Raw genomic sequence first — 21863 nt, 5'->3', positions numbered from 1 at the left:
CGCCGCTATCCCTGCCGGCCGGTGGCGAACATCGGCCCGCCGCGCCAGTGGGGGAAACCATAGCCGTGGATTTCCACCAGGTCGATGTCGGACGCCCGCGCGGCGATGCCTTCGTCCAGGATCGCCCGGCCCTCGGCGGCCATCTCGGCCACCAGATGCCGGGCGATGGCGTCGTGGTCCATCTGCACGGCGCCGGTGATCCGCCCGGCCAGCAGGTCCGAAACGGCGGTGGACGGCTGCGGCCTGCGGTCGCCCGGCGCATAGTCGTACCAGCCGCCGCCGGTCTTCTGCCCCTTGCGGCCCGCGCGGACCAAGATGTCGCCCAGCGTTTCCGGCACGTCCCGCCCTGCCGCCCGTGCGCCCTCGCGTTGCAGGAAAGCAATGTCCAGCCCGCCCAGATCCTGAGCCTCGAACGGGCCCATGGCAAAGCCATAGCCGCGCATGGCCGCGTCGATGTCCGCAACGGGGACGCCCTGGCGGAGCAGGGCTTCCGCTCCGGCGCGGTATTGTTTCAGGATGCGGTTGCCGATGAAGCCCTCGCAGATGCCGGACTGGACGGGGATCTTGTTCAGCATCCGCGCCAGGGCAAAGCCGGTGGCCAGCGTCTGCGGCGCGGTCTCGGGGACCGGCACGATCTCCAGCAGGCGCATGACATTGGCGGGGCTGAAGAAATGCAGCCCGATGAAGCGGCCGGGGTTGGGCAGCCCCTCGGCGATCAGCCGGGGGTCCAGATAGGATGTATTGGTCGCCAGCACCGCATCAGGGCGGCACACGGCGGCGAGTTGGTCGAAGACGGCGCGCTTGACAGCGATGTCTTCGAACACGGCCTCGATCACCAGATCCGCGTCGGACAGCGCGGCGTAATCGGTGGTGGCGGCGACACCGGCCATGCGGCCGTCGGCTTGCGCATCCGTCAGCTTGCCGCGCTTCACCGCGCCGTCGAAAATGGCGCGCAGGGTGGCGGTGCCGCGCGCCAGGGCGTCGTCGTCGCGTTCGATCAGGGTGACGGGAATGCCCGCATCGCGCAGCGCGGCGGCGATGCCCGCGCCCATGGTGCCGCCGCCGATCACGCCCGCGCGGCGCAGGGGCAGGGGGTCCACATCGCGCAGATGCGCGGGGCGGGGCGCGGCGCGTTCGGCAAAGAACACATGCCGCAGCGCCGCCGCCTGGTCCGATCCGCGCAGGTCCAGGAAGGTCTGGCGTTCGTAAGCCATGGCTTCCGCAAAGGGCGCCTCGGCCGCCTTGCGCAGGCAGTCGAGCGCCCGCAGCGGCGCCTCGGCCCCTTTGGCGGCCTTTGTCACGGTCTTGCGGCGGTCTTCCCAGAAGGCGGCATTCGGGGAACTGATCGGGCGCAGGGACACCGGCGGCGGCAGGCCGCGGGTCAGCGCCTCGCGCGCGAAGGCAAGCGCGTTCGTGTGCAGGTCGTCCGCGAAAACGGCATCGATCAGGCCCAGCGACAGCGCCTTGGCGGCGCGCACCGGCTTGCCCGATGTGACCAGATCCACGGCGGCCTCGACCCCCGCCAGACGGGGGGTGCGCACGGTGCCGGAGGCGCCGGGCACGATGCCCAGGGTGACTTCGGGCAGGCCCACGGACGCGCTGTCAAGCGCCACGCGGAAACGGCAGCCCATCGCCACCTCGAACCCGCCGCCCAGTGCGGATCCGTGGATGGCGGCGATCCAGGGCTTTTGCGCGTCCTCGATCCGGTCCACCAGATCCGGCAGGTGGGGTTCCTGCGGGGGCTTGCCGAATTCGGTCACGTCGGCCCCGGCGATGAAGGTGCGGCCCGCGCAGATCAGCACCACGGCGCGGATTTCAGGGTCGGCATCCAGCGTTCCGACCGCATCCCACAGCCCCTCGCGCAGCGCCTGCGACAGCGCGTTGACGGGCGGGTTGTCCACGGTGACGGTGGCGATGGCGCCGTCGCGGGCGATGGTCAGAACGGACATGCTAGATCCCCAGATAGGCTTCGCGGATGCGCGGGTCGGCGATCAGATCCGCCGCCGCGCCGGACATGGTGATGCGGCCGGTTTCCATGACATAGCCGCGATCCGCAATCTTCAGCGCGCCGAAGGCGTTCTGTTCGACCAGCAGGACGGTCACGCCCAGGGCCTTCAGCCCGCTGACCACATCGAAGATCTGCTGGACGATGATCGGCGCCAGACCCATCGAAGGCTCGTCCAGCAACAGGCAGGACGGCCGCCCCATCAGCGCGCGGGCCATGGCCAGCATCTGCTGCTGTCCGCCCGACAGCCCGCCCGCCGCAAGGTTGCGTTTCTGGCGCAGGATCGGGAACATCTGGAAGGCGTCCTCCATGTCCTTTTCCACGCGGTCGTCGGTGAACAGATAGGCCCCCAGGCGCAGGTTCTCCTCGACCGTCAGGTTGGTGAAGATCTGCCGCCCCTCGGGCGATTGGGTCAGGCCGCGCGCGGGGCGGCGATGGGCGGGAACGCCGGTCAGGCTTTCGCCGCGAAAGGTGATCGTGCCGCCGGATGCGGGCTGCGTGCCCGACAGGCATTTCAGCAGCGTCGTCTTGCCCGCGCCATTGGCGCCGACCACCGTCACGATCTCGCCCGATTCGACGGTCAGGTCGATGCCGTGCAGCACCTCGATCCGGCCATAGCGCGACCGCAGCCCCTCAACCGTCAGCATGGGCGGCCCCCGTTTCTGCATCCGTTCCAAGATAGGCGGCGATCACCGCCGGGTTGCGGCTGACGCTGGCGGGGTCGCCCTCGGCGATCTTTTCGCCATGATCCAGCACGACGATGTGGTTCGAAATCCGCATCACCATCTTCATGTCGTGTTCGACCAACAGGATCGCCACGCCGGATCGGGCGACCTCGGCGATCAGGTGATCGATCTCCTCGGTCTCGACGGCGTTGCAGCCTGCGGCGGGTTCGTCCAGCAGCAGGATCTTGGGCGACAGCGCCAGGGCGCGGGCGATCTCCAGCCGTTTCAGCGCGCCATAGGACAGGTTCCCGGCCTCGCGTTCAGCGGCGCGGTCCAACCCCACGCGGGCCAGAAGCTTGCGCGCGCCGTCCCGCGCCTGGGTCGCGCGGCGGCGGGACGAGGGCAGGCCCAGCAGATCCGCCAGCACCGGCCCCCGTTCCTGCAGATGATAGCCCGCGATGGCGTTTTCCAGCACGGTCATCGACTGGAAGATTTGCAGGTTCTGGAAGGTCCGCGACATGCCGCGCCGGGCCAGCAGATGCGGGGCCATGCCGGTCACGTCCTGCCCGTCCAGAACCACGCGCCCCGATCCCGGCCGATAGACGCCCGAGATCATGTTGAACAGCGTCGTCTTGCCCGCGCCGTTCGGCCCGATGACCGATGTGATTTCGCCCGGCCGGACGGTGAAGCTGACCTCGTTCACGGCCCTGAGGCCGCCGAAGCTGATGCCCAGCCCCTCGACTGACAGAAGCACGCTCATTCGTCCCTCCCCCGGATCTTGCGCAGGATCGACGGCAGCAGGCCCTGCGGCAGGAAGATCATCACCAGCATCATCACCAGGCCCAGCACCAGCTGTTCGTATTCGGCGAACACCGTCAGCACCTGCGGCAGAAGCGTCAGCACCGCCGCGCCGAAGATCGCGCCCAGGACCGAGCCGACGCCGCCCAGGACGGCCATCGTCACCATCTCGATCGAATGCATGAAGCCCGCCACGTCCGGGGTGATGAACTTGTTCTGCAACGCCAGCAGCGATCCCGACACGGACGCATAGACCGCGGAAATCACGAAGGCCTGCAACTTCAGCCGCGCCACGTCGACGCCGACGGTGCGGGCGGCGACCTCGGATCCGTGCAGGGCGCGCAGGGCGCGGCCGGTGGGGCTGTTGAACAGGTTCAGCGCCAGCCATGCGCCCAGGATCAGCACGATGCCGCACAGGAAATACCAGAACTGGCCGTTGGTCAGGTCAAGGCCCGCATCCTTCAGCAGTCCGCGCAGGCCCAGATCCGGCACCTCCATCCCGTCGGGACCGCCGGTCAGTTGCCGTTCGTTGTTCAGCACCATGGACACCAGGATGCCGAAGCCCAGGGTCGCCACACCCAGATAATAGCCCTTGAGCCGCAGGATCGGACGGCCGACCAGGAAGGCCAGCACACCCGAGATCGCGGCGCCCAGGACCAGGGCCAGCGACGGATGCAGGCCCAGATGCACGGGCGCAAGCGCACAGGCATAGGCGCCGATCCCGGCGAAACCGGCATGGCCCAGGCTGATCTGGCCCGCATAGCCCGTCAGGATGACGATGCCCGTGACGGCGATGGCGTTGACGAAGATCAGCGCGCCGACGCGGTAGTAATAGCCCGAGGGGAACAGCACCGGCGACAGCGCGACCAGCAGGACCAGGACCAGCAGCGTGGCGGTTTTGGGGGTCAGCTTCATGTCACACCCGATCCACGGATTTGCGGCCGAACAGGCCCTGCGGCATGAAGAACAGCACCAGCAGGATCACCACGAAGGCCGCCGCGTCCTTGTATTGCGACGACAGGTATCCCGCCGTCAGCGCCTCCAGCAGGCCCAGCAGAAAGCCGCCCGCAAGCGCGCCCTTGGGGTTGCCCATGCCGCCCAGCATCGCGGCGGCAAAGCCTTTCAGCGCGAAGGCCAGGCCCACGTCATAGGATGTCAGCGTGATCGGCGTCGCCAGCACCCCCGCAAGCGCGCCGATGCCCGCCGACAGCGCGAAGGACAGCGTCATCACGAAATTGGTGTTGATGCCCACCAGTTGCGCGGCCAGCCGGTTGTTCGACGTGGCCAGCACCGCCCGCCCCGTCAGGGTGCGGGTGAAGAACAGCCACAGCCCGATGAAGACCACCACCGCGCCGCCGATCACCCACAAGCTCTGCGGCAGGATCGTGGCGCCGCCGATGCGCAGCGGCGTGTCGCCGGAAAAGGCCGGGAAGCTGTGGATCTGCTTGCCGAACAGCAGTTGCGCGCCCCCCCGGATGAAGATGGATGCGCCGATGGTGATGATGATCAGCGACACGACCGGCGCGCCGCGCGCGGGTTCGATCGCCAGCTTGTTCATCGCCACGCCGATGGCCGAGGTCGCGGCGATGGCGATCAGCGCGGCCAGCGGCAGGGGCAGCCCCGCCGCATGGCAGACGAAGGTCAGCATCCCGCCCAGCATGACGAATTCGCCCTGGGCGAAGTTCACCACGTCGGATGCGTTGTAGATGATCGTGAAGCCAAGCGCGACAAGCGCATAGACCGCGCCCACCGTCACGCCCGAAAACAGGAATTGCAGAAGTTCCGGCATGATGACCCTCTCTGGCAGGGATGCCGCGCCCTGACTGTCCTAACAATCAGGGGCGCGGCGGTCGGCGGATCATTCCACCACGGTCCATTCGCCGCCCTTGATCTGCAACATGCGGAAGGCGGACAGATCCAGGCCAAGGTGGTTTTCCGGCGACATGGTATAGATGCCGGTCGTTCCCGCCAGGCCGCTGGTCGCCTCGATGGCGTCGCGGATGGCCTGGGGTTCGGCGCTGCCGGCGCGTTTGATGGCGTCGGTCAGGATCAGGAAGGCATCGTTGGCATAGCCGCCGAAGGTGCCGACCGGGGTGCCGGTCTTCTCCTCGAACGCGGTCTTGTAGGCGTCCACTACCGGCTTCTGCGGATCGTCCGCGCCAAGCTGGTCGGCGATCAGCAGCGCGGTGCCGGGCAGGCGCACGCCCTCGGCGGCTTCCGCCCCCGCCAGTTCAATGAAGCCGTCGGACGCCACGCCATGCGACTGATACAGCGGCAGGTCGATGGCCAACTGGCGATAGTTGCGCGTCACGATGGACGGCCCCTGGCCGAAACCGGGGTTCAGCACCGCCTGCACGCCCTGGGTGTTGCGGATCTTGGTCAGTTGCGTGGTCATGTCGGCGTCGGTCGGGTTATAGGTCTCGTCCGCCGCGACGGTGATGCCGTATTCGCCCACCACGTCCTTGCACTGCGCCTGCATGGACGCGCCGAAGCCGTCGGTGCCCGAGATCATGCCGATGGTGGTGATCCCCTGCTTTTGCATATCCTCGAAGATCTTCTGGCAGGCCATGCGGTCGGTATGCGGGGTCTTGAAGGTGAAGGGCTTCACCGGGTCGATGATCTCGATCGCGCCCGCCAGCGAGATGAAGGGAACCTCGTTGTCCTCGGCCACCGACAGGATCGACATGCTGGTGCCGGTGGTCGATCCGCCGATGATGGCCACCACCTCGTCATCCTCGATCAGGCGGGTGGCGAAAGTGCGCGCCTTGTTCGGATCGCCGCCGTCGTCATACAGCGTCAGGGCGATCTCCTCGCCATCGATGCCGCCCTGTTCGTTGATCTGTTCGACCAGCATTTCCAGGGTCTTGGCCTCGGGGTCGCCCAGGAAGGCGGCCGGGCCGGTGGCCGAGACCGATGCGCCGATGCGGATTTCGGCGGATGCTGCGGTGGCGCCAAGCGCCAGAGCGGTGGCAAGGGCGGTGGTGGTCAGGGTCTTCTGCATGTCGTCTCCTCCCAGAGAACTAGTCAAGCGGGGGCGGCGGCCGGCCTGCGCCACATCACGCGGCGAAAGCGGGTCGCCACGAAGGCGGTGTCGGTCAGGCTGGCGTTTCCGGCCGGGTTCGCGCCGGTGACGTGGAAATCGCTGAAGGCCGCCGACTGGTTGACGAAGATGTTGCCGGTCAGGTTGACCGACAGGTTCACGCCCGCGCGGGCGAAGGCGGCGACGGCCCGGCGGATGCGGGCGTCGTCGGTGTCATAGAGCGCGGCGGTGATGGCGCCCCTGGCCGCGGCCAGGTCGGCGGCGCGGGCGATGCCGTCGTCGGCATCCGCGCAGGGGATCAGGAAGGCGACGGGGCCGAAGCATTCGTCCTGCGCCACGGGGGCGTCGGCCTCGACCGCCAGCAGCAGCGGCGTGCCGTCACGGACCACGCGGCCCTGGTCACGGGCGCGGGCCACGCGGTCCCGCGTCGCCGGGTTGGCGATGGCGCCGCAGATGCCCGCCGCCTGCTTCGGATCCGCCAGCAGCGTGTCGATGGCCTGGGCCAGGCCCGCTGCGACCTGATCGAAGGACTTGTGCCCCTGATCGGTGTCTATGCCCTGCGCCGGAACGTAAAGGTTCTGCGGCGAGGTGCACATCTGCCCGGAATAGAGCGACAGCGAAAACGCCAGGTTCGCGCACATGCCGTCGAAATCGTCGGCGGCGGCGATGACGACGCTGTTGACGCCGGTCTCCTCGGTGAAGATCTGCGCCTGCCGGGCGTTTTCCCGCAGCCAGGCGCCGAAGGCGGACGATCCGGTATAGTCGATCAGCCGCACCGCGGGGTCGCTGGCCAAGGGCTTGGTGATCTCGGCCCCTGGTTCGTCCACCGCCAGCAGGATCGCATCGGCGGGCAGGCCCGCCTCCGCCAGCACCCCGCGCGCGACTTGCACGGTCAGGGCCAGCGGCAGGATCGCGGCAGGGTGAGGCTTCACTATCACCGGGTTGCCCGTGGCGAGGCTGGCGAAGATGCCGGGATAGCTGTTCCAGGTCGGGAAGGTGTTGCAGCCGATGGCCAGCGAAATGCCCGCAGGCACCAGCGTCCAGTGCTTGTCGATGACCAGGGCCGCAGCCTTGCCCTGCGGTTTTTCCCAGCGGGCGGCGTCGGCGTATCGGGTCATTTCGGCCCAGGCGACGGCGACCGCTTCCAGCCCGCGATCCTGCGCGTGGGGACCGCCCGCCTGGAAGGCCATGGCGAAGGCCTGCCCGGTGGTGTGCATGGTCGCATGACCCAGCAGGAAGCTGATGCGGTTCAGCCGGACCAGAATCTCAAGGCAGGCGCCGACGCGGGTTTCCACGCCGGCCGATGCCAGGGCGTCCGCCGCCCCCTGCGCCGCCGCGATCAGCGCGGGCGCATCCGCCGCCGGATAGGTGATTCGCAGCGCCTCGCCCCAGGGCGAGACCTCGGTGCCCAGGCGGCGTTGTTCGGGATGGCCGGGCAGGACGAAACCGCGCCCCAGCAGCGCGGCATAGGCGGCGTCGCCGTCCAGCTTTGCGGTTTCGCCATAGATCTTGCCGCTGGGCACCTCGGGGAAGGGGGTCCAGAAACGGCGCGCGTGAAGGGCCTGGACGGCATCCTCCAGCATCCGGCGATGTCGGGCAAACAGGTCTGTCATCGGCTCCTCCGCCGGTTCCTCCTCCGGCTTGCGAATATCATTGACCGGCCGGTCGGTTTATGCAACAGCTTTCTGCGAGGAGCTTCGAGAAATCGACGCGCAAGGGAGAAGACCATGACCGCATCCCGGACGGTGCTGTCGGCGCTTGCCGACGGCGTTCTGACGCTGACGCTGAACCGCCCCGACAAGCTGAATTCCTTCAACGAAGAGATGCACCTGGCGCTGCGCGAGGGCGTCCAGCGGGCGCATGACGATTCGGACGTGCGCGCGGTGCTGCTGACCGGGGCGGGGCGGGGCTTCTGCGCGGGCCAGGATCTGGGCGACCGCGACCCGCGCAAGGGCGGACCTGCGCCGGATCTGGGGGCGACGCTGGACAGCTTCTACAACCCGACGCTGCGGCTGATCCGCGCCTTGGAAAAGCCGGTCGTCTGCGCGGTCAACGGCGTGGCGGCAGGGGCGGGGGCCAATATCGCCTTCGCCTGCGACATCGTCCTGGCCGCGAAATCGGCGAAGTTCATCCAGGCCTTTGCCAAGATCGGGCTGATCCCTGACGCGGGCGGCACCTGGAGCCTGTCGCGCATCCTGGGCGAACCCCGCGCCAAGGCCCTGGCGCTGACGGCCGAACCGCTGCCCGCCGAGAAAGCCGCCGACTGGGGGCTGATCTGGAAGGCCGTGGACGACGCCGACCTGATGGATCAGGCGCAGGCGCTTGCCGTCAGCCTTGCCGCCGGGCCGACCCTGGGCCTGGGTCTGACCAAGCGGCTGATCCAGGATGCCGCGACCCGCAGCCTGGACCAGCAGCTTGACGCCGAACGCGACGCCCAACAGCAGGCGGGCCGCAGCGCCGATTATGCCGAAGGCGTCACCGCCTTCCTGGAAAAGCGTCCCGCACGGTTCACCGGCCGATGAAACCCGTCTGCGACATGACCCCGCAGGAAATCGCCGAAGCCTCGGCGCGCGCCATGTGGAACAACGATTCGGCCAGCCAGCGGCTTGGCATGACCCTGGACCATATCGCCCCCGGCCAGGCCACGCTGTCCATGACCGTCACCGAGGCGATGTCGAACGGCCACGGCAACTGCCACGGCGGCTATATCTTCACGCTGGCCGACAGCGCCTTCGCGTTCGCCTGCAACAGCTACAACCAGATGGTCGTGGCGCAGCATTGCTCGATCACCTACCTGATCCCCGGCCGCATCGGCGACCGGCTGACCGCCACCGCCACGGAAACGTCGCGCCGGGGGCGGTCGGGCATCTACGACATCCGCATCACCAACCAGGACGGCGAACACGTGGCCGAGTTCCGCGGCCATTCGCGTACCGTCAAGGGCACGCACCTGCCCGCCTGACCGCATTTCCAGGGAGGAAACCATGGAAGACCTGACCCCGAATCCCAAGGATCTGGACCCGATCGAGACCGCATCCCGCGACGAGATCGAGGCGCTGCAATTCCACCGCATGAAGCGGTCGCTGAAACACGCCTTCGAAAACTCGCCCTTCTACCGCAACCAGTTCATCAAGGCCGATGTCCACCCCGAGGATCTGAAGTCGCTGAAGGATATTGCGAAATTCCCCTTCACCGTGAAGCAGGATCTGCGCGACTGCTATCCTTTCGGCATGTTCGCCGTGCCGCAATCGAAGCTGGTGCGCATCCACGGATCGTCCGGCACCACCGGCAAGCCGACGGTCGTGGGCTATACTCAGGCCGATATCGACCATTGGGCGAACCTGATCGCCCGGTCGATCCGCGCGGGCGGCGGGCGTCCCGGCGACATGCTGCACAACGCCTATGGCTATGGCCTGTTCACCGGCGGGCTTGGCGCGCATTACGGGGCCGAACGGCTGGGCTGCACGGTCGTTCCCATGTCGGGCGGCATGACCGAACGGCAGGTGACGCTGATTCACGACTTCAAGCCGCGCATCATCATGGTGACGCCCAGCTACATGCTGTCGATCCTGGACGAATTCCGCCGCCAGGGCCTGGACCCGCGCCAGTCGTCCTTGCAGGTCGGCATCTTCGGCGCCGAGCCCTGGACCAATGCCATGCGCCAGGAAATCGAGGAGGCCTTCGACATGCACGCTGTCGACATCTATGGCCTGTCCGAGGTGATGGGTCCGGGCGTCGCCATGGAATGCGTGGAAACCAAGGACGGGCTGCACATCTGGGAAGATCACTTCTATCCCGAGATCATCGATCCCGTGACCGGAGAAGTCCTGCCCGACGGCCAGATGGGCGAGCTGGTCTTCACCACGCTGACCAAGGAAGGCCTGCCGATGGTGCGTTACCGCACCCGCGACCTGACGCGCCTGCTGCCCGGCACCGCCCGGTCGATGCGCCGGATCGAGAAGATCACCGGGCGCAGCGACGACATGATCATCCTGCGCGGCGTCAACGTCTTCCCCACCCAGATCGAGGAACAGATCCTGAAATGCGCGGGCCTTGCACCGCATTTCCAGATCGAGCTGGGGCGGTCGGGCCGCATGGACAACATGACCGTCCATGTCGAATGCGCCGAGGATCACGCCGACAGCAACGCCCGCGCGGCCTCGGCCAGGGAACTGGCGCATCACATCAAGTCGGTGGTGGGCGTGTCCACCAGGGTCGAGGTGCGCGATCCCGGCGGTATCGCCCGATCCGAAGGCAAGGCCAAGCGGGTGATCGACAACCGCCCGAAAGAATGACGGCCCGCGCGGAGGCGGTGGTGACTCTGCCGCCCCCGCCCGCTAAAGCGGCACACGACCGTCCATCAGGAAAGTGATCCCATGGCGCGAACGCGGGCACAGGATTTCGAGGAAAAGAGCCGCAGCATCCTGGACCATGCGGCCCTGGTCTTTGCCGAACAGGGCATGGACAAGGCGTCCATGTCCCAGATCGCTCAGCAGGCCCAGGTCAGCAAGGCGCTGCTGTATCATTACTATCCCTCCAAGGACGCGCTTATCTTCGCGATCATCATGACGCATCTGGAGGAGTTGCAGGACGCCATCGAGGCCGCCGACGACCCCGCCCTGCCGCCCAACCAGCGGCTGCGCAGCCTGGTGGGGGCGGTGCTGGAAAGCTATCGCGGCGCCGACAATCAGCACAAGGTCCAGCTGAACGCGACCGCCGCTCTGACCGACGACCAGAAGGCGCAGATCATGGCGGTCGAACGCGGCATCGTGAAGCGGTTTTCCGCCGTGCTGGACCAGATCAACCCGGATCTCAACACCCGCGAACGCCCGCTGCTGATGCCCGTCACCATGTCGCTGTTCGGCATGATGAACTGGGTCTACATGTGGTTCAAGGACGGCGGCCGCATCAGCCGCGAGGATTACGCGGACGTGGCGACCACGCTGATCCTGGAGGGGATCAAGGCGGTGCGGTGAGGGTATGAGGCTGAATCAATTGCCTCGCAACCTTTGGTCAACAAGCTTAGGCAAACAGCTTTGCTAAAGCTCCAGTAGCCCCGGCCATCTCCTTGACCACAGGTAAGATAGCTACAAGGTTGTCCCAAGACCGTCGCATGAGTGATGCGCGTGGTTCTGGGCGGGAGAGTTCCTCATTGAGTTGGTCCACCAGTTCGACGGCATCCTTGTTCCCTGACTTGCTAACAAAATCCGCTAGGGATTTTATGAATTCAGCAACGTCCGCATCAAAGCGAGATTCCAGGACTTGTATCGTGGTGGTCAGAGTGGATTTGTTAACCGTTGAGTCAACGATGACATGTCCCTTAACTCCTTGAATAAAGTGTCCCATGTTCACTTCCTTTCTGACGGGAATCTTGGCCGCTGCCAGTTCGACCTGATAAGCTTGTTCGGCAAGAAGAATGCGGACAAAAGCTTTGGTCTTCCGAAGTTGGAACTTCATGTTTGACCAGGCTTCCATGCTTGTTCGGGGATAATGTCCTCGTCTTTCCTTATAATCAATAAGCTGGGAAAAATGGCTCATCCATTCCATGTCATCGGGTGGGCTTTGTCGTATACGCTGACATAATTGCCTGACAATGGTATCCAGTTGGCTCATCTCGCCGTGTTCCAGCATATGGCTGGCTAGGTAAGGGTGATCCCGTTCAGACGCATCCTGCAAGCCATGTTGGTTGCAATACAGCTCACAAGCTTCCACCCTTTGTAAAAGATCATCAATTATAGTGATGACTGGATGCTCGGCCATTTTGCACACCTATTGATGAAACAGCGGAGACATTGCTAATTTATTATGATTAATTAGGATAGAACAATGATGCGCTTTTAGTATGCCCCCTGTCAATTGGAGAAGCATAGGCGCGCATCCTACTCAAACCCCGTTCGCGCCGTCACCAGCGGATCATAACGCGGCGCTTCAGCCCTCCGCCGGTCTACTTCCACCTCGGTCAGCGCCACCGCCGGGGTCAGCTTCACCTTCGCCTTGGCCGCAAGCTGCTGATAGACGCCGGTGCCCTGGCGCTTCCAGGCGATCTCGTCCGCTGACAGTTCCCGCACCACCTTGGCGGGCGATCCGACCGCCAGCGAATTCGGCGGGATCCGGGCGCCCGCCTTCACGAAGGCCATGGCCGCGATGATGGAGTTTTCGCCCACCACCGCCTCGTCCATGACCACGGCATTCATGCCGACCATGGCGTTTTTGCCGATGTGGCAGCCGTGCAGGACGGCGCTGTGGCCAATATGACCGGATTCCTCGACCACCACGTCCTTGCCGGGGAAGCTATGGACCACGCAGGTTTCCTGCACGTTCGATCCGGGATGCAGAACGATCCGTCCGAAATCGCCGCGCAGCACCGCGCAGGGGCCGACATAGACCCCCGCGGCCACGATCACATCGCCGATCACCACGGCCTCGGGGTGGACGAAGGCCGCAGGGTCGATGACCGGAACGATGCCGTCCCAGGAATAGACCTTGGCCATCACGCCGCAGGCCATTGCTTGGCGACCATGGTCAGCACGTCATATTGCGCCACCACCTCGTCCTTCTGGTTGGTCACCCGGCAATCCCAGCGGACCTCTCCGTGGCCGGCGTTTTCGCGCGGGTTGATCTCCTTGCAGGTCAGGCGGACTTGCAGGCTGTCGCCGAAATAGACCGGCGTCAGGAAGCGCAGGTTGTCGACGCCGTAATTCGCCAGCACCGGGCCAGGATTCGGCTCCACGAAAAGCCCGGCGGCGAAAGAGGCGATCAGATAGCCATGCGCCACGCGGTCGTCGAAGAACGGGTTCGCGCGCGCGGCATCGCTGTCCATATGGGCATAGAAGGTGTCGCCGGTGAAATGCGCGAAATGTTCGACATCCTCCTGCGTGACCTGCCGCGCGGCTGTCACCAGCTGGTCGCCGATGCGCAGGTCCGCCAGCGACTTGCGGAAGGGGTGTTCCCCCTGCTGCACGTCAGCGCCCTCGATCCACCGGCCCGTGACGGCGGACAGCAGGCGCGGCGCGCCCTGGACGGCGGTGCGCTGCATGAAATGCTTGACGCCGCGAATGCCGCCCATCTCCTCGCCGCCGCCCGCGCGGCCCGGCCCGCCATGGACCAGCGGCGCCAGGGGCGAACCATGCCCGGTGGACGACTTGGCCGAGGCGCGGTTGCCGATCAGCACCCGCCCGTGGAAGGGCGCGACCCCCAGGACCACCCGTTCCGCCACGTCCTTGTCGTCGGTGAAGACCGAGGACACCAGCGACCCCCGGCCCCGCGCGGCAAGCGCGACGGCTTCGTCCAGGTCGTCATAGCCCATCACGGTGGAAACCGGGCCGAAGGCCTCGCAATCATGCACCGCCGCCGCCTCGAAGGGTTTGTCGGCGTAAAGCAGGACGGGGTTCAGGAAGGCGCCTTTCCCTGCATCGCCCGAGACGACGCGCACGTCATCGGGATTGCCGGCGACGATTTCCGCCACCGCCTGCAATTCGCGGATCCGCGCCCGCACCTCGTCGCGCTGATCCAGGCTGGCCAGCGGTCCCATGCGGGTGCTCTCATCGCCCGGCAGGCCCAGGGCGGTCTTGTCCAGCCGGTCGCGAAGGGCGGCGATCAGCGCGTCCACCTGTCCGCGCGGGGCGATGACGCGGCGGATGGCGGTGCATTTCTGGCCCGCCTTGCTGGTCATCTCGCGCGCGACTTCACGCACGAACAGGTCGAACTCGGGCGTGCCCGCCACCGCGTCGGGGCCGAGGAGGGTGGCGTTCAGGCTGTCGGCTTCCATCGTGAAGCGGACGGAATGCTGCACGATCGCGGGATGGGTCTTCAGCTTGCGGCCGGTATGGGCCGATCCGGTGAAGGTCACGGCGTCCTGTTCGGTGACCTGATCCAAGAGGTCGCCCACCGATCCGCAGATCAGTTGCAGCGCGCCGTCGGGCAGGATGCCGGTGTCCACGATCCGGCGCACCACCAGTTCCGTCAGATAGGCGGTCTGGCTGGCGGGTTTCACCAGGCAGGGCACGCCCGCCAGCAGCGTCGGCGCGATCTTTTCCAGCATCCCCCAGACGGGGAAGTTGAAGGCGTTGATGTGGATCGCCACGCCATGCAGCGGGGTCAGGATATGCTGGGCGCTGAAGCTGTTGTCGCGCGACAGCAGTTCTACATCGCCGTCGGTCAGCACGCGCGCGTTCGGCAATTCGCGCCGACCCTTGGACGCAAAGGCCAGCATGGTGCCGATGCCGCCCTCGATATCGACCCAGCCATCGGCGCGGGTGGCGCCGGTATGCAGGCTTTCGGTATAGAATTCCTCTTTCCGCTCCATCAGCGCCAGGCCCAGGGCCTTCAGCATTCCGGCGCGCTCGTGGAAGGTCATGGCCCGCAGCCTTGGCCCCGCCTTGGCGCGGCCGTAGTCAAGGGCCGCCGCGAAATCCAGGCCCGTGGAGTCGATGGTGGCGACCGGATCGCCGGTGGCGGCGTCCAGCAGGGTCTGCCCCTCTTTCGCGCCGGGCACCCATTCCCCGCAGAGATAGCTTTCCAGGCGGCGCGAGGCGCGAAGCGTGATGGTCATGGCAGTTCCTTTTTCGTCAACAGGGCTGGGTTCACAGACCCAATCTGCCCAGGTGTTCGTCGGCCAGTGCATTCCAGCGGGCCAACAGCGTTTCGTTCGGGGTATGGCGGATGCCGAACCGCGCCTGCGTGTCGTAACGGGTCGAGTTCGCCACCCCAAAGCCCGCCGCCACGCGGGGCCGCCAATAGGAAAGGCTTGCCTGCGACTCGGCCCGGCCCTGGTCCGTCTCGACGATGCGGGCCAGCCCCTCCAGCCCCAGTTCGGCGTGGCGCGCCTCGCGCGGGGCGATCTCGCGGAACACCTCGGCCAGGGGCGCATAAGACACGCGGGTCAGTTCCGTCATCTGCACGCCGGTGGCCAGGCCTTGCAGAACGTTCATCACCACGGCGTCGGTCCAGCCTGTGATCGGATAGTGGAACACCGACAGGCGCATGTCGCCCTGTTGCCGCGCGGCGCCCAGGTCGCTGTCGCGATCCACGCGGGCGGCCCAGTCATGCTGGGTCTGGTAACGACCCGTATCGGTGCCGAAATCGCCCATCACGGCCAGCACCCGTTCCGCGTGATCGGCCTTTTCCAGCGTGATCCGGCTGGCGGCGATGCGTTCCCGGATGCCCGGCGCGAAGTTGATGGACGACGCAAACCCGGCCGAGGCCGCCAGTTCGCTGTCCACGAAGGACGACATCAGCCGCATCAGCTCGCCGCGATAGCGGGCGGGCACGTTGCCGGGCGCGGTCAGGACGCCGCCCTGGGCCAGATAGTCCTCGATGTTCATGGTGTCAGGCATGGGGGCCTCATTCGTCATAGGTGACGACCACGCGGTCGGTCAGCGGATAGGACTGGCAGGACAGGACGTAACCCGCGCGGACCTCGTAGTCTTCCAGCGCGTGGTTCACGGCCATCTCGACCTCGCCTTCCAGCACCTTGCAGCGGCAGGTGGAACAGACGCCCGCCTTGCAGGAATAGGGCGCGTCCAGGTTGTTGGCGATGGCGGCGTCCAGGATCGTCTGGCCCTCGCGCGGCATGGCGAAGCTGCGGGTGGCGCCGTCCAGCGTCACCGTGGCCTGGGTGCCCTCGCCCCCCTCGGTCGCTTTCGACACGGGGCGGGCCTTGGCGCGGCCCGGCTGGCTGCTGGCGAACAGTTCGAACCGGATCTGGTCGTCGCGCAGGCCGTGGTCGCGCAGCGACTGCGCCACGGTCAGCATCATCGGTTCCGGCCCGCAGATGAAGGCGGCATCGACCGATTTCGGATCGATCCAGCGGTCGAACAGCGCCGTCATCTTGTCCGCGTCGATGCGGCCGGTGAACAGGTCGATCTCCTGCGCCTCGGACTCCAGCACATGCAGGACCGAGAAGCGGCCGAGATGGAGGTTCTTCAGATCCTCCAGCTCCTCACGGAACATGATGCTGCTGATCTGCCGGTTGGCATAGACCAGCGTAAAGCGCGATTTCGGTTCCCGCCGCAGCACGGTCTTGACGATGGACAGGACCGGCGTAATCCCCGATCCGGCGGCGAAGCCCACGTAATGGCGCGCGGCATCCGGGTCCAGGGGCATGGAAAACTTGCCCATCGGCGGCATCGCCTCGATCTCGTCGCCGGGCGCCAGGTTCTCGTTGGCCCAGGTGGAAAAGGCCCCGCCATCGACGCGCTTGATGCCGACTTGCAGGCAGCCGTCATCGACGCCCGCGCAGATCGAATAGGACCGGCGCAATTCCTCGCCGTCGAAGGCGCGGCGGAAGGTCAGGTACTGGCCTTGGGTGAAATCGAACAGGGCGCGATCCTCGTCGCGGGGGGCCAGGGTCACGACGACCGCATCGCGGGTCTCGCGGCGCACATCGGTGACTTTCAGGGGCAGAAAGCGTGCCATCGGGGTGTCTTTCCTTGGGTGCGGTCAGATGCACTTGAAATAGTCGAAGGGTTCCAGGCAGTCGGTGCAGCGCCAGCTGGCCTTGCACGGGGTGGATCCGAACTGGCTGACCTTTTGCGTATGGGTCGATCCGCAGCGCGGACATTGGATGGTCAGGTTGCTGCCCATCAGCCGCGACACCCGACCCGCCAGAACGCCATCCGCCGCCGTGCCGTCGACGGGCGGGGCGATGCCATAGGCGCGCAGCTTCTCGCGGCCTTCGGGCGTGATCCAGTCGGTCGTCCAGGCGGGGGACAACTGGCGTTTCAGTTCCAGCTTCTGAATGCCGTGGGCGCGCAGCACGGATTCGATGTCCAGGTTGATGACGCCGGTCGCGGGGCAGCCGGAATAGGTGGGCGTCACCGTCACCACCAGCGTGTCGCCTTGCCAGGCCACATCGCGGATGATGCCCAGGTCCGTCAGACTGATGACCGGGATTTCCGGGTCCGGCACCTGCGACAACCAGTCCCAGATCTGGCCGGTATCGGGCAGCGTCGTGGCGGACATGGCGTCACCATTTCGCGCCGGGATAGGCGCGTTGCAGGAACTGCATCTGGGCCAGGATATATCCCAGATGTTCCGTGTGGATGCCGTTCTTGCCGCCCTTGTGGTGCCAGCCATCGGCGGGCAGGGCCAGCGTCCCCTCGTCCAGCACCGACGCGACGGTGCGGTCCCAGGCGGCTTTCAGCGCCGAGGGCAGCGGCGCCACCCCGGCGTCGGCCATCGCCTGATCCACGGCATCGTCCAGGAACATCTCTCCGGTATAGGGCCACAGCTTCGCCAGCGCGGCCTGCATCCGGCGGTGGCTTTCGTCGGTGCCGTCGCCCAGCCGGATCACCAGATCGGCGGACCGTTCCAGATGATAGGCGACCTCTTTCTCGGCCTTGGCGGCGATCTCGGCCACGCGGGGATCGGCCGAGGTTTTCAGCGCCCGCAGCATCTCGATATGGAAGGCGTCGAACAGGAACTGGCGCATCAGCGTGACGCCGAAATCGCCGTTCGGAAGCTCCACCAGCAGCAGGTTGCGGAAGGCGCCCGCGTCGCGCAGATAGGCCAGCGCGTCGGCGTCGCGGCCGCGGCCTTCCACTTCGCCCGCCAAGCCCAGCCACAATTGGCACTGGCCGATCAGGTCCAGCGCCTGGTTGGCAAGCGCGATGTCCTCTTCCAACGCCGGGGAATGGCCGCACCATTCCGACACGCGATGACCCAGGATCAGGCAGTTGTCGCCCATCCGTTGCAGGAATTCCACGAACTGGGGCTGCCCCGCATCCGGCGCGGGCGCCTGGGCATGGCCGCCTTGGGCCAGCGCCTGACCGGCCAGCGCATCCAGGTTCGGAGTGGTCATGTCGGGAAGCGAGGGCATCACATATGCCCCACTTCATCGGGGATGTCGTAGAAGGTTGGATGGCGATAGACCTTGCTGTTCGACGGATCGTAGAGCGGCCCCTTTTCCGAAGGCGAGGATGCGGTGATGTCGTTCGACCGCACCACCCAGATCGACACGCCCTCGTTGCGGCGGGTGTACACGTCGCGGGCGTTGCGGATCGCCATTTCGGCATCGGGGGCGTGCAGGCTGCCGACATGGCGGTGATTGAGGCCGTGCTGGCCCCGGATGAAGATTTCCCAAAGCGGCCATTCGTTGGACATGATGGCTTCTCCCAATGATGCGGGTTGTGGCTGGCGGCTTATTCGGCGGCGTGGCGGGCGGCGCGGGCGCGTTCACTGGCCTTGGCCGCGTGGGCCATCAGCCCGTCGCGGAACCAGGCGCCGTCCTCCCACGCCTTGACGCGGGCGCCAAGCCGTTCGGCGTTGCAGGGACCGTTGCCGGCGATCACGGCGAAGAATTCCGACCAGTCGGGTTCGCTGAAGTCATAGCCGCCCTTCTCCTCGTTCCATTTCAGGTCGGGGTCGGGGACGGTCAGGCCCAGGTATTCGGCCTGCGGCACGGTCTGGTCGACGAATTTCTGGCGCAGTTCGTCGTTCGTGTTCATCTTGATCTTCCACGCCATCGACTGCGCGGAATGGACCGAATCCTTGTCGGACGGCCCGAACATCATCAGCGCCGGATACCAGAAGCGGTTCAGCGCATCCTGGGCCATCGCCTTCTGTTCCGGGGTGCCCGCGCACATCTTCATCATGATGTCGTAACCCTGCCGCTGGTGGAACGACTCCTCCTTGCAGATGCGGATCATCGCGCGGGAATAGGGGCCATAGCTGGTCCGTTGCAGCGGCACCTGGTTCATGATCGCCGCGCCGTCGACCAGCCAGCCGACCGCGCCCATGTCGGCCCAGGTCAGCGTGGGATAGTTGAAGATCGACGAATATTTCATCTTGCCGGAATGCAGCGCCTCCAGCAGTTCGTCGCGGGAAACGCCCAGGGTTTCGGCGGCGCAATACAGATACAGCCCGTGCCCCGCCTCGTCCTGGACCTTGGCCAGCAGGATCGCCTTGCGTTCCAGCGTGGGGGCGCGGGTGATCCAGTTGCCCTCGGGCAATTGGCCGACGATTTCGGAATGGGCGTGCTGGCCGATCTGGCGGATCAGCGTCTTGCGATAGCCTTCGGGCATCCATTCCTTCGGCTCGATCTTCTCGTTCCGGTCGATCCGGTCCTGGAAGGCGATCTCCTCGGGCGTCATTTCTTCGCGGGTCTTGGACCCTTCGGATTTGACCAGCTGTGCATACATGGCAGTCTCTCCTCTCAGACGCGTTCGATGATGATGGCGATGCCTTGGCCCACGCCGATGCACATGGTGCACAGGGCATGGCGTCCGCCAGTCCGGTGCAGCTGATACATCGCGGTGGTGACCAGCCGGGCGCCGGACATGCCCAGGGGATGGCCGATGGCGATGGCGCCGCCATTCGGGTTCACGCGCGGATCGTCATCGGCAAGACCCAGGTCGCGAAGCACGGCCAGCCCCTGTGCGGCAAAGGCTTCGTTCAATTCTATCACATCCATCTGGTCCAGCGACAGGTTCGCGCGGGCCAGAACCTTGCGTGCGGCGGGCACCGGGCCGATGCCCATGACGCGCGGCTCGACCCCCGCCGCCGCCATGGCGACGATGCGGGCGCGCGGCGCCAGCCCCTGCGCGGCGGCCGCGCGTTCCGACAGGATCGCCAGCGCCGCCGCCCCGTCGTTGACGCCCGAGGCGTTGCCCGCCGTCACCGTCAGATCCGGGCCGTTGACGCCGCGCAGCTTGGCCAGCGTCTCGGCCGTGGTGCCGGGGCGGGGATGTTCGTCTGTGTCGAAGACGATCGGATCGCCCTTCTTCTGCGGGATCGTCACCGGGGCGATCTCGTCGCGGAACAGGCCCGCCTGATGCGCGGCCTGCCAGCGGGCCTGCGACAGCGCCGCGAAGGCGTCCTGGTCGGCGCGGCTGATGCCGTAATCGGCGGCCACGTTGTCGGCGGTTTCCGGCATCGAATGAGTGCCGAAGGCCTTTTTCAGCGCCGGGTTCGGAAAGCGCCAGCCGATGGTCGTGTCATAGACCGCGTTCGACCGCGAAAACGCCGTTTCCGCCTTGGGCATGACGAAGGGCGCGCGGGTCATCGATTCGACGCCGCCCGCGATCATGAAGTCGCAATCGCCCGCCTTGATGGCGCGCGCGGCCATGCCCACCGCGTCCATCCCCGAACCGCACAGGCGATTGACCGTGGTGCCCGGCACATTGATCGGCATCCCGGACAGCAGCACCGCCATGCGGGCGACGTTGCGGTTATCCTCGCCCGCCTGGTTGGCGCAGCCCAGGATCACGTCGTCGACGGCGGACCAGTCCACGCCCGGATTGCGATCCATCAGCGCCTTCAGCGGCAGCGCCGCCAGATCGTCGGCGCGCACCGTGGCAAGCGCCCCGCCATAGCGGCCGACCGGCGTGCGGATGGCATCGCAGATGAAGGCTTCGGACATGCAGACCCCCAGAGATTTCAAGCTGAGGCCGACGATTCTCCCAATTCGTCGACCGATTGGTCAGCTTATAGCAGGCGATACATTACACTGCAAAGAAAAATGTGGTCTTGTCTGTAATGTTTCAAGCCAGCGCCGCCAGCCGCGCCTGGGTCCGGGGGGTGGTTTCCGGCAGGGTGCCGTCCTCGCCCTCCATCGAGCGGGCGATATGCGCCTCGGCACGCGGGGTCAGGGCGGCGTAAAGGCGGCGGAACAGGGCCTGCGCCCCGGTTCCCGGCCAGTCGGCGGGCAGGGCTTCGGGGGGCAGGCCGGGATCGCGCAGCAGGACGCCGCGATAAAGATGCACCAGCAGCAGCCGCGCGATCAGCGCATCTTCGGGCGACAGGGCGGAACCGTCGGCCAGCGGGGCAAAACGGTCCAGGACGGTGCGATAGCCGTCGGCAAGCGCCGCCAGATCCCAGTATCCGGCAAGCTGCGGCAGGCGGTCCAGCCCCGCGACGGGGGACGCGCGTAGCACCAGCCCGCCGGTGTCCGGCAGGGCGCCCCGCGCCGGGCAGATCCACAGATCGCCGCCGATCCGGGCCATGCGGTGGCGGCGGGCCAGATCCTCGGCCATGTCGGGGGCCAGCATCACCAGCCAGTCGCCCGAGGGCCGGGGCTGCGCGTAAAGCAGCCGCGCGGCATCCGCGAATTCCGCCCGCGCGGCGGGGGCCAGGCGATAGAAGCTGCGCCGCCCGACCCGTTCCCCTTGCAGACGCCCGGCGGCGACCAGGCGGGACACGGCCGTGCGCACCAGGTTTTCGCTGATGCCGATGCGGGCGCAGATCTCGATCAGGCTGCCGATCCACAGGACTTCGCCGCGCGGCACCACCACGTCGCCATAGACGGTGACGATGAAGGAACCGGCGGTGACCGGCAGTTCGGCCGTCAAACGCTGGATCAGGTCGGTCTGGCTCATCGGCGGATCCGGTCGTGGTTGCGCCCTGGGCCTAGGGGCAG

22 protein-coding genes are annotated in these 21863 nt (G+C 66.6%); 4 read left to right on the top strand and 18 right to left on the bottom strand.

All coding sequences use genetic code 11. From position 1 onward, the window contains the following. Nucleotides 1-5: 5 nt before the first annotated feature. From ACTJI6_RS06240 to paaN, 7 genes are all read right to left on the bottom strand, one after another. Nucleotides 6-1949: a 3-hydroxyacyl-CoA dehydrogenase NAD-binding domain-containing protein gene (locus ACTJI6_RS06240; protein WP_440798807.1), complete on the bottom strand. Its 1944-nt coding sequence runs from the start codon at nt 1947-1949 to the stop codon at nt 6-8. A gap of 1 nt (nt 1950) precedes the next feature. Next, on the bottom strand, nt 1951-2652 hold the full coding sequence (locus ACTJI6_RS06235) for an ABC transporter ATP-binding protein (RefSeq protein ID WP_126154249.1): 702 nt from the start codon (nt 2650-2652) through the stop codon (nt 1951-1953). Continuing rightward, nucleotides 2639-3430: an ABC transporter ATP-binding protein gene (locus ACTJI6_RS06230; protein ID WP_440798805.1), complete on the bottom strand. Its 792-nt coding sequence runs from the start codon at nt 3428-3430 to the stop codon at nt 2639-2641. Before ACTJI6_RS06230 ends, ACTJI6_RS06235 begins: the two co-directional genes overlap by 14 nt. Then, on the bottom strand, nt 3427-4383 hold the full coding sequence (locus ACTJI6_RS06225; protein WP_440798803.1) for a branched-chain amino acid ABC transporter permease: 957 nt from the start codon (nt 4381-4383) through the stop codon (nt 3427-3429). Before ACTJI6_RS06225 ends, ACTJI6_RS06230 begins: the two co-directional genes overlap by 4 nt. 1 nt (nt 4384) lies before the next feature. Then, the gene (locus ACTJI6_RS06220; protein WP_126154246.1) at nt 4385-5257 is read right to left on the bottom strand and encodes a branched-chain amino acid ABC transporter permease; all 873 of its coding nucleotides are present in this window, start codon (nt 5255-5257) and stop codon (nt 4385-4387) included. Between the two features lie 69 nt (nt 5258-5326). After that, the gene (locus ACTJI6_RS06215) at nt 5327-6469 is read right to left on the bottom strand and encodes an ABC transporter substrate-binding protein (protein WP_440798801.1); all 1143 of its coding nucleotides are present in this window, start codon (nt 6467-6469) and stop codon (nt 5327-5329) included. Nucleotides 6470-6492: 23 nt separating this feature from the next. Beyond that, nucleotides 6493-8121 carry a phenylacetic acid degradation protein PaaN gene (paaN, locus tag ACTJI6_RS06210; protein WP_126154244.1) on the bottom strand — a complete coding sequence of 543 codons (1629 nt, stop codon included), beginning with the start codon at nt 8119-8121 and terminating at the stop codon, nt 6493-6495. Between the two features lie 114 nt (nt 8122-8235). Here paaN and paaG point away from each other — a divergent pair, with 114 nt between their 5' ends. The 4 genes from paaG (at nt 8236) to ACTJI6_RS06190 (ending at nt 11484) form a co-directional block, all read left to right on the top strand. After that, a complete protein-coding gene (gene paaG, locus ACTJI6_RS06205) occupies nt 8236-9030 on the top strand; it encodes a 2-(1,2-epoxy-1,2-dihydrophenyl)acetyl-CoA isomerase PaaG (RefSeq protein ID WP_126154243.1) in 795 nt (264 codons plus the stop codon). 14 nt (nt 9031-9044) lie between these two features. Next, complete coding sequence (gene paaI, locus ACTJI6_RS06200; protein WP_206436903.1) at nt 9045-9470, top strand: hydroxyphenylacetyl-CoA thioesterase PaaI; 426 nt, start codon at nt 9045-9047, stop codon at nt 9468-9470. 22 nt (nt 9471-9492) lie between these two features. Further along, nucleotides 9493-10803, top strand: coding sequence for a phenylacetate--CoA ligase PaaK (paaK, locus tag ACTJI6_RS06195; protein ID WP_440798798.1), 1311 nt, complete (start codon nt 9493-9495; stop codon nt 10801-10803). 81 nt (nt 10804-10884) lie between these two features. Continuing rightward, nucleotides 10885-11484 carry a TetR/AcrR family transcriptional regulator gene (locus ACTJI6_RS06190; RefSeq protein WP_126154240.1) on the top strand — a complete coding sequence of 200 codons (600 nt, stop codon included), beginning with the start codon at nt 10885-10887 and terminating at the stop codon, nt 11482-11484. Between the two features lie 46 nt (nt 11485-11530). Here the strand turns inward: ACTJI6_RS06190 and ACTJI6_RS06185 are convergent, their stop codons facing one another. From ACTJI6_RS06185 to ACTJI6_RS06135, 11 genes are all read right to left on the bottom strand, one after another. Continuing rightward, the gene (locus ACTJI6_RS06185) at nt 11531-12268 is read right to left on the bottom strand and encodes a hypothetical protein (RefSeq protein ID WP_440798795.1); all 738 of its coding nucleotides are present in this window, start codon (nt 12266-12268) and stop codon (nt 11531-11533) included. Between the two features lie 119 nt (nt 12269-12387). After that, nucleotides 12388-12999: an acyltransferase gene (locus ACTJI6_RS06180; protein WP_440798793.1), complete on the bottom strand. Its 612-nt coding sequence runs from the start codon at nt 12997-12999 to the stop codon at nt 12388-12390. Beyond that, complete coding sequence (gene paaZ / locus ACTJI6_RS06175; protein ID WP_440798791.1) at nt 12999-15059, bottom strand: phenylacetic acid degradation bifunctional protein PaaZ; 2061 nt, start codon at nt 15057-15059, stop codon at nt 12999-13001. The genes ACTJI6_RS06180 and paaZ overlap by 1 nt, the downstream gene beginning before the upstream one ends. Nucleotides 15060-15090: 31 nt before the next feature. Continuing rightward, nucleotides 15091-15843 (bottom strand): Phenylacetic acid catabolic protein, encoded by a 753-nt coding sequence (locus ACTJI6_RS06170; RefSeq protein ID WP_440798789.1) that lies wholly within the window; start codon nt 15841-15843, stop codon nt 15091-15093. A 7-nt stretch (nt 15844-15850) separates the two neighbouring features. Continuing rightward, nucleotides 15851-16924, bottom strand: coding sequence for a 1,2-phenylacetyl-CoA epoxidase subunit PaaE (gene paaE, locus ACTJI6_RS06165; protein WP_440798787.1), 1074 nt, complete (start codon nt 16922-16924; stop codon nt 15851-15853). Nucleotides 16925-16948: 24 nt separating this feature from the next. Then, a complete protein-coding gene (paaD, locus tag ACTJI6_RS06160) occupies nt 16949-17470 on the bottom strand; it encodes a 1,2-phenylacetyl-CoA epoxidase subunit PaaD (protein WP_440798785.1) in 522 nt (173 codons plus the stop codon). 4 nt (nt 17471-17474) lie between these two features. Then, nucleotides 17475-18326 (bottom strand): 1,2-phenylacetyl-CoA epoxidase subunit PaaC, encoded by an 852-nt coding sequence (paaC, locus tag ACTJI6_RS06155; protein ID WP_440798783.1) that lies wholly within the window; start codon nt 18324-18326, stop codon nt 17475-17477. Beyond that, nucleotides 18326-18610: a 1,2-phenylacetyl-CoA epoxidase subunit PaaB gene (gene paaB / locus ACTJI6_RS06150; protein ID WP_440798781.1), complete on the bottom strand. Its 285-nt coding sequence runs from the start codon at nt 18608-18610 to the stop codon at nt 18326-18328. Before paaB ends, paaC begins: the two co-directional genes overlap by 1 nt. A 38-nt stretch (nt 18611-18648) precedes the next feature. Continuing rightward, entirely contained in the window at nt 18649-19647 is a 999-nt protein-coding gene (gene paaA, locus ACTJI6_RS06145; RefSeq protein ID WP_126154229.1) for a 1,2-phenylacetyl-CoA epoxidase subunit PaaA, read from the bottom strand. Nucleotides 19648-19661: 14 nt separating this feature from the next. Then, nucleotides 19662-20867, bottom strand: a complete 1206-nt coding sequence (gene pcaF / locus ACTJI6_RS06140; RefSeq protein ID WP_440798779.1) for a 3-oxoadipyl-CoA thiolase — start codon at nt 20865-20867, stop codon at nt 19662-19664. 121 nt (nt 20868-20988) lie between these two features. Next, nucleotides 20989-21822, bottom strand: a complete 834-nt coding sequence (locus ACTJI6_RS06135) for a PaaX family transcriptional regulator C-terminal domain-containing protein (protein ID WP_440798777.1) — start codon at nt 21820-21822, stop codon at nt 20989-20991. Nucleotides 21823-21863: the final 41 nt, after the last annotated feature.

Source organism: Paracoccus sp. 22332, assembly GCF_052045125.1.
In the GTDB taxonomy this organism is placed as follows: Bacteria; Pseudomonadota; Alphaproteobacteria; order Rhodobacterales; family Rhodobacteraceae; genus Paracoccus; species Paracoccus haematequi_A.
The sequence above is the reverse complement of the archived record's forward strand: the minus strand, read 5'-3'. Positions and strand labels throughout refer to the sequence as shown.